The organism is Microvirga sp. 2YAF29, assembly GCF_052114605.1.
Lineage (GTDB): Bacteria > Pseudomonadota > Alphaproteobacteria > Rhizobiales > Beijerinckiaceae > Microvirga.
In genome coordinates this window covers 322828-329768 of record NZ_JBFRFB010000005.1, presented here as the reverse complement: position 1 = coordinate 329768, position 6941 = coordinate 322828, and the positions used below count along the sequence as shown (strand labels likewise).

9 protein-coding genes are annotated in these 6941 nt (G+C 62.6%); 6 read left to right on the top strand and 3 right to left on the bottom strand.

Annotation, left to right across the window (positions count from 1 at the left end; genetic code table 11):
- From AB4Y85_RS09595 to xth, 3 genes are all read left to right on the top strand, one after another.
- On the top strand, window positions 1-167 hold a 167-nt coding region (locus AB4Y85_RS09595; RefSeq protein ID WP_441984665.1), incomplete at its 5' end, for a DNA translocase FtsK.
- A 109-nt stretch (window positions 168-276) separates the two neighbouring features.
- Window positions 277-1215, top strand: coding sequence for an outer-membrane lipoprotein carrier protein LolA (locus AB4Y85_RS09590; RefSeq protein ID WP_441984647.1), 939 nt, complete (start codon window positions 277-279; stop codon window positions 1213-1215).
- A gap of 67 nt (window positions 1216-1282) precedes the next feature.
- Entirely contained in the window at window positions 1283-2098 is an 816-nt protein-coding gene (xth, locus tag AB4Y85_RS09585; protein ID WP_441984646.1) for an exodeoxyribonuclease III, read from the top strand.
- A 3-nt stretch (window positions 2099-2101) separates the two neighbouring features.
- Here xth and AB4Y85_RS09580 read toward each other — a convergent pair whose 3' ends face one another.
- On the bottom strand, window positions 2102-2596 hold the full coding sequence (locus AB4Y85_RS09580) for a cyclic nucleotide-binding domain-containing protein (RefSeq protein ID WP_441984645.1): 495 nt from the start codon (window positions 2594-2596) through the stop codon (window positions 2102-2104).
- Between the two features lie 3 nt (window positions 2597-2599).
- Window positions 2600-3286, bottom strand: a complete 687-nt coding sequence (locus tag AB4Y85_RS09575; RefSeq protein WP_441984644.1) for a response regulator transcription factor — start codon at window positions 3284-3286, stop codon at window positions 2600-2602.
- Window positions 3287-3503: 217 nt separating this feature from the next.
- Here AB4Y85_RS09575 and AB4Y85_RS09570 point away from each other — a divergent pair, with 217 nt between their 5' ends.
- Together AB4Y85_RS09570 and AB4Y85_RS09565 are read left to right on the top strand one after the other, a co-directional pair.
- Window positions 3504-4037, top strand: coding sequence for a L,D-transpeptidase family protein (locus AB4Y85_RS09570; protein WP_441984643.1), 534 nt, complete (start codon window positions 3504-3506; stop codon window positions 4035-4037).
- A 3-nt stretch (window positions 4038-4040) separates the two neighbouring features.
- Entirely contained in the window at window positions 4041-4889 is an 849-nt protein-coding gene (locus tag AB4Y85_RS09565; protein ID WP_441984642.1) for an ATP-grasp domain-containing protein, read from the top strand.
- Between the two features lie 9 nt (window positions 4890-4898).
- On the opposite strand, the gene AB4Y85_RS09560 is transcribed toward AB4Y85_RS09565, so the two are convergent.
- Entirely contained in the window at window positions 4899-5798 is a 900-nt protein-coding gene (locus AB4Y85_RS09560; RefSeq protein WP_441984641.1) for a LysR family transcriptional regulator, read from the bottom strand.
- Window positions 5799-5909: 111 nt separating this feature from the next.
- On the opposite strand from AB4Y85_RS09560, the gene AB4Y85_RS09555 reads away from it, so the two are divergent.
- The gene (locus AB4Y85_RS09555) at window positions 5910-6905 is read left to right on the top strand and encodes an aldo/keto reductase (protein WP_441984640.1); all 996 of its coding nucleotides are present in this window, start codon (window positions 5910-5912) and stop codon (window positions 6903-6905) included.
- Window positions 6906-6941: the final 36 nt, after the last annotated feature.

Here is a 6941-nt window from a genome sequence, read left to right as displayed (position 1 = left end):
CGGTGGTGTTGCGGGACAAGAAGGCTTCGACGAGCTACATCCAGCGTCGGCTGCAGATCGGCTACAACCGGGCGGCCTCGCTGATGGAGCGGATGGAGAACGAGGGCATCGTCGGGCCCGCAAACCATGCCGGTAAACGCGAAATCCTGCTTGAATCTCCCGAATAATCAGAGGATTAGCCTCTATCGTCGGAACCTTGGCCGCGGGCCTGCGTCATTCTTGAACGCTGTCAAAGTAGCGCAGCTGCGGTCATAGTGTTCGCGGGAGAGGTTTCGGATGCGTTTTGCGCGGTTAGCTGGTTGGATCACGGTGGCGTCCGCGCTTGCGGTCGGTTCTCCGGCTGTAGCCCAAATCCTCCCGATGGAGCTGATCCTGCCGCCCAAGCGCCCTGTTGTGGGCGGTTTCAGCGGCTCCGCTCATACCCTGCCGACCTCGGCCTTCCATCCGACTGCCGCTTCGCAAACTGATTCGCAGCATGCCCGGCCCACCGCGCCTGCCGCACCCCCCGCCCGGGCGGTGAATGCGGAGCAGGTCTTGGCGGCGACCGCGCCGCTTCCGCCCTCGCGGCCTGTCGTGACAGCCTCGGCGGAGCCTGAGACTGTCACCATCGCGCCCACCCCCATCGTGACCGCCGCCATGGGTCCGGTATCGCGGGGCGAGCCGCTGTCGAACAGCGTCATCGTGGAGCGGGCGAACGCCTATTTCACCGGGCTGACCACCCTCATCGCCGATTTCACGCAGGTCGGCGGCGATGGACAGCGCATCGGCGGAACCCTCTTTCTCCAGCGCCCAGGCAAGGTGCGCTTCGATTACGATGCGCCCTCAAACCTGGAAGTGATCGCCGACGGACGCTCGGTGGCGGTGCGTGACCGCAAGCTCGCGACACAGGATCTTTATTCGATCTCGCAGACGCCGCTGAAATTCCTCCTGCGCGAGCAGGTCAATCTCGGCCAGGACATCAAGATCACCGGCATCACCGCTGAGCCAAACGCGGTGCGCATCAACCTGGAAGATTCATCGACGATCGCCGGCACCTCCCGCATCACCCTGTTCTTCGACGCGGATGTTCAGAACCTGAACCAATGGCGCATCGTGGATGCGCAGGGCTTCCAGACGGTCGTCGTGCTCAACAAGGCCCAGAGAGGCCGCGCCATAGATCAGAGCATGTTCCACATCAACTACGTGCCCATCATCGGCGGCAACAATAACAGGTAGCCGCTTGGAGCTTCCCTCCGGCGCAAATCTGTCGTAGCCCGGAAAGATCTTCCGAGGGGCTTTTTTCGTGAAACTCACCGTCTCGACCTGGAACATCAATTCCGTTCGCCTGCGCATCGACCAAGTCGGCCGTTTCCTGAAGGAACGGCGGCCCGATATCCTGTGCCTGCAGGAGACCAAGTGCCCGAACGATAAGCTGCCCCTCAAGGAATTGCAGGCCTTCGGCTATCCCTTCGTCGTTCATATGGGCCAGAAGGGCTATAACGGCGTGGCGATCCTTTCACGCTATCCGTTTTCGGAAACCAGCGTGATGGAGATGTGCGGCCGCCAGGACGCCCGGCACATCACGGTCACCTTGAGCCCGCAATCCAAGGCGGCGTCTGGCCTCACGATCCATAATTTCTATGTACCCGCTGGTGGCGACATCGCCGACCCGGATCTCAATGAGAAATTCCGCCACAAGCTCGATTTCATGGCCGAGATGCGTGCCTGGGGCGGACGCTCCAAGCCGACTTCCGGACCCGCGATCCTGGTGGGCGATCTCAACGTGGCGCCGCTTGAACACGACGTGTGGAGCCACAAACAGCTTCTCGACGTGGTGAGCCACACCCCCATCGAAACCCAGGCGCTGGAAGAGCTGCGTCAGGAAGCCGGCTGGATCGACGCCATGCGCGTCCTAAGGCCAGAGCCCGAAAAGATCTATTCCTGGTGGAGCTACCGCTCGCCCGACTGGAACGCTGCTAACAAGGGCCGGCGCCTCGACCATATCTGGCTCTCCGAATCCCTCAAGGGCAGCCTGCGCTCCATGGACGTGACCCGCGAAACCCGCGGCTGGGAGCGCCCCTCGGATCATGCGCCGGTAACGGTGGAGCTGGAGCTTTAAGACTCAGTCCTCATCAGTCCCCTTCGCCGGAATCTCCTCGCCATCGATGGCGATCAGCTTCTGCCTCACGCCCTCCAGGCCCTGGCTCAACCGGTCGAGTTCTTCGGCCATGGCGTCCTGCATGGCGGCGGCGGCATCGGGGAATTCTTCCAGCACGCGGCGCATGAGGCTCGGCGTCACGCGGATGACCGTGGAGGCCTCGGTGGCGGTCGCCGTGGCCGGGCGGGCGATGCGGGTGAAGAGAGCGGCTTGGCCGATCAATGCGCTGGGGCCGGCCGTGAAGGCGGCGGGGGAGCCGTCCTCGCTGGAATCGAGCGTGAGGCTGCCGCTTCTCACCACATAGCCACCATCCGAGCGGTCGCCTTTGCGGAACAGCACATCGCCCGCGCGGAGCGAGCGGGCCTCGGAGGCGAAGGCCACGAGGCGCAGGGCATCACGCTCCAGCAGGCTGAAAAGCGGCGCCTTGGCGAGAACCGAAATATCGTCTTCGAGAGCCATGGATCAGGGGATCAGCTTGTAGCCGCCGGGCTCGGTGACCAGGATGCGGGCGTTGGACGGGTCGGCCTCGATCTTCTGGCGCAGGCGGTAGATATGCGTCTCGAGGGTATGCGTGGTCACGTTGGAATTGTAGCCCCACACTTCGGTCAGAAGCGTATCGCGGCCCACCACCGCCTGACCGGCGCGATAGAGATAGCGTAGGATCGCGGTTTCCTTTTCCGTCAGCTTGAGCTTCGAGCCCTTCTCGTTGGTGAGAAGCTTCGAGCCGGGGCGGAAGATATAGGGCCCGATCTGGAACACCGCATCCTCGCTCGCCTCGTACTGGCGTAGCTGGGCGCGGATGCGGGCGAGCAGCACGGCGAACTTGAAGGGCTTTATCACGTAATCGTTGGCGCCGGCCTCAAGCCCCATGACGGTATCGTTGTCCGAGTCCTGGCCGGTGAGCATGATGATGGGGCTGCGGAAGCCGTTCTGGCGCATGACCTTGACCGCATCGCGCCCGTCCATGTCGGGCAGGCCCACATCCATGATGGCGAGGTCGATCCGGTCGCCCTTCACCGCCTCGATGGCACCGCCCGCCGTCTCGACGATGGTCACCTGGAATTCCTCATAGAGGCCCAGCTGCTCGGCGAGGGTGTCGCGCAGGTCCTGATCGTCATCCACGACGAGGAGGCGGCTGGCATTCGACATCTCAAACCCTTCAATATTATCAAAAACAGCGCAAGCACCGGAATTCTCCCTCGGAAGCGGCTGGCCGCGTCCCTCGATCCCGGATGGTTGCGTCAGAAAAACCTGAAGCGTGGCCCTATTGCTCTGGCAAGCCTTGCACTTTCGGACCATGCTAGGATCCATAGAGTAGTCATTCCCAGCTTGACAACAAGGGGCGGCCCCTGCCCTTCCACTGCGTATGAAGCCCGCTCGCACGAATGTCATCCGTGTCTACCGTTCCCCGCTCGACCACAAGCGGGGGTTGCTGAAGGCCGGCAATCTCACGATTCCCTGCGCCCTTGGCCGCTCCGGCACCACCCGGTCGAAGCGTGAGGGCGATGGCGGCTCGCCTGTGGGGCGGTTCAGGCTGCTCCAGGCCTTCTACCGGCCCGATCACGGCCTCCGCCCCCGTACGGGATTGAGGCTCCGCCCCATCCGCCAAGGCTACGGCTGGTCCGACGACACCCGCGACCGGCGCTACAACCGCCTCGTTCCCCTACCCTGCCCCACGAGCCACGAAAAGATGTGGCGGGATGATCACCTCTACGACGTGGTGATCGACATCGCCTGGAACCGCGGTCCGATCGTCAAGGGCCGAGGCAGCGCCATCTTCCTCCACATCGCCCGCCCGGGCTTTCTGCCGACGGAGGGCTGCGTAGCGGTGGACAGGCACATGATCCGCCGCCTGCTGGAGCGGATCGGTCCGAAGACGCAGATCGAGATCGTTGGATAAACCATGATCCTTATCGCCACTTGTTCGGAATACCCCCATCCGACGCCCAATCTCGAGGCTCTGATCAAGGCCCTGAGGTCGGCGGGCGCCAAGGCGGATTATCTGCCCTGGAAGACGACACCGCTGGAAACTTTTGCGGCGACTGATGCCGTGTTGCCCCTGTGCTGCTGGGATTATTACGACGACCCGAAACGTTTTCTCGACTGGATCGAGGCGCTGGAAGCCGGAGGCGCAAGGCTGATCAACGGCACAGAACTTCTGCGTTGGAATTTCCGCAAGACCTATCTGCTGGAACTGGCGGCAGCGGGGCTTGCCATTCCCCGAACCTTTCATCTTCAGGATGCAACCCGCGAGGCCGTCGAGCAGCGGATGGAGGAAAACGGCTGGCACACGGCGGTGCTCAAGCCGGTTTCGAGCCAAGGCGGGCACGGTCTTCAGAAACTTGTTAGAGGGGATCGCTCCCAATTGTCCCTTGATGTCGGACAGAACGAGGTGCTGCTCCAGGAATTTCAAGAGGATTGTAGCGCTCTTGGCGAGACGACATTCACCTTCATCGATGGACACTTCTCCCATGCTGTCCGTCGCGTGTTAAAAGCTGGTGAGTGGCGCGCCAATCCACAGCATGGAATCACCTACGAGCGGGTCGAGCCAGATCAGGCAGTCATTGAAGCAACTCAACGCTATCTCGACGTGCTGCAGGAAACACCGCTCTATGCCCGTGTCGATGGACTGGTGCGCCCTGACGGCTTCATGCTGATGGAGCTGGAGCTGATCGATCCCTATCTCTATTGCGAATTCGCACCCGGCAGCGCGGAGGTTTTCGCGCAAGCGTTGCTCAAGAGAATCTGCTGAGAGCGCGGGTTATGGCTCTCTTCCAGCCTTGATGAAATCGACGAAAGCCCGCAGCGGCGCGGGCATGTGCTGGCGGCTTGGATAGTACAGGAACGGGCCTGAAAAGCTCTGCTGCCAATCATCGAGAACCGGCACGAGGTCGCCACTTTTCAGCGCCGGTTCGAGAAAGCCCTCAAAAGTGCCGATCACGCCAAGGCCTTGAATCGCCGCGCTGATTTCGAGATCGATAGTGTTGGCGATGAGCTGGCCTGCGGGGCTGATCTTCAACACCTCGCCCTCGCGTTCGAATTCCCAGGGCAGCATGACGCCATGCGCGAAGCGATGGCGAATGCAGGCATGGCGCAGAAGATCCCTCGGATGCCGAGGCCGTCCGTGCTGCGGGAGATAGGCCGGTGATGCCGCCGTTACGAAGCGCTGGACGCTCGGGCCGATGGGCACGGCGATCATGTCCTTCTCCAGGCGCTCGTCATAGCGAATGCCTGCATCGAAACCGGCTGCGAGCACATCGATGAAGCTGTCATCGGTGATGATCTCCAGGCTGATGCCGGGATGTGCCTTCAGGAAAGGCCCGACGATCAGGGGGAGCACCAGGCGCGCCACTGCGCCGGGCACATTGAGCCGGAGCGTGCCAGTCGGGCTGTCGCGAAAGCCGTTCACCGCATCGAGCGCGGCGCTTACTTCACTCAAAGCGGGAGCCAGCCGTTCCAGCAGCCGCTGCCCGGCCTCGGTGGGTGTGACGCTTCGCGTGGTGCGGTTGAGAAGGCGCACGCCGAGCCGCGTTTCCAACCGGCGCAACGCCTCGCTTAAAGTGGAGGCGGAAACACCGCGCAAGCGGGCCACGCTACGGAAGCTCCGCGCGCGGGCGACGGCAGCAAAGACTTCCAGATCGGCAAGATCGGCTTGAGCCATTGTTCGAAATCCCAAACAACCTGTTCCAGTTATGACGAATTATCGCACGAACCGGAAGGTGGCATGGTTCGTTCATGAGCGATGCACCGCTCGCCGCAAAGGAATCGAACAATGGACATTCGCCAATTGGGCATGGCCGGGCCACGCGTCTCCGCCCTCGGTCTCGGCTGCATGGGCATGTCGGGCATGTACGGCCTCGCTGATAGGCCTGAGAGCATCGCCACCATCCATGCCGCTTTGGACGCCGGAATCACGCTTCTCGATACGGGCGACTTCTACGGCATGGGCCATAACGAGATGCTGATCGGCGAGGCCTTGCGCGGCCGCAACCGTGATCAGGCACTGATCAGCGTGAAGTTCGGTGCGCTGCGCGAGCCGTCGGGAAACTGGATGGGCTACGATGCGCGGCCCAAAGCCGTGAAGAATTTCATCGCCTATTCGCTGCAGCGCCTCGGCGTCGATCACATCGACATCTACCGCCCCTCGCGGCTCGATCCCGACGTTCCGATCGAGGAAACCATCGGCGCCATCGCCGACATGGTGAAGGCGGGTTACGTCCGTTACATCGGCCTGTCGGAGATGGGCGCCGACACCATCCGCCGCGCCGCCGCCGTGCATCCGATCTGCGATCTCCAGATCGAATATTCCCTCATCTCGCGTGGGCCTGAGGACAGCATTCTACCCACCTGCCGCGAACTCGGCATCGGAATCACAGCCTATGGCGTTCTCTCGCGCGGCCTGATCAGCGGGCATTGGCAGAAAGGCACGGAAACCAAAGGCGATTTCCGCATCCACAGCCCGCGCTTTCAGGACGGCAACGTGGAGAAGAATCTGGAGCTGGTGGAAGCCCTGCGGCAGCTGGCCGACACGAAGGGCGTCAGCGTCGCCCAGATCGCCATCGCCTGGGTGGCGGCAAAAGGCGCGGATATCGTGCCCCTCGTCGGCGCCCGCCGTCGCGACAGGTTGAGCGAGGCGCTTGGTGCGCTCGATGTGGTGCTGACGGACGAGGACATGGCCGCCATCGAGCAGGTTATTCCGAAGGGTGCAGCTGCGGGCGAGCGCTATCCGGCCATGCAGATGGCGCATCTGGATAGTGAGAGGGCGTAGGAGTCCGAGCAAGGATAAGGCGCATGCTTCCCTCCC

Excerpts from the sequence above, each read along its gene's own strand:
- AB4Y85_RS09575 (WP_441984644.1), bottom strand. The coding sequence starts at position 3,286 with ATGTCGAATGCCAGCCGCCTCCTCGTCGTGGATGACGATCAGGACCTG.
- AB4Y85_RS09580 (WP_441984645.1), bottom strand. The coding sequence starts at position 2,596 with ATGGCTCTCGAAGACGATATTTCGGTTCTCGCCAAGGCGCCGCTTTTC.
- AB4Y85_RS09570 (WP_441984643.1), top strand. The coding sequence starts at position 3,504 with ATGAAGCCCGCTCGCACGAATGTCATCCGTGTCTACCGTTCCCCGCTC.
- AB4Y85_RS09560 (WP_441984641.1), bottom strand. The coding sequence starts at position 5,798 with ATGGCTCAAGCCGATCTTGCCGATCTGGAAGTCTTTGCTGCCGTCGCC.
- AB4Y85_RS09565 (WP_441984642.1), top strand. The coding sequence starts at position 4,041 with ATGATCCTTATCGCCACTTGTTCGGAATACCCCCATCCGACGCCCAAT.
- AB4Y85_RS09590 (WP_441984647.1), top strand. The coding sequence starts at position 277 with ATGCGTTTTGCGCGGTTAGCTGGTTGGATCACGGTGGCGTCCGCGCTT.
- AB4Y85_RS09555 (WP_441984640.1), top strand. The coding sequence starts at position 5,910 with ATGGACATTCGCCAATTGGGCATGGCCGGGCCACGCGTCTCCGCCCTC.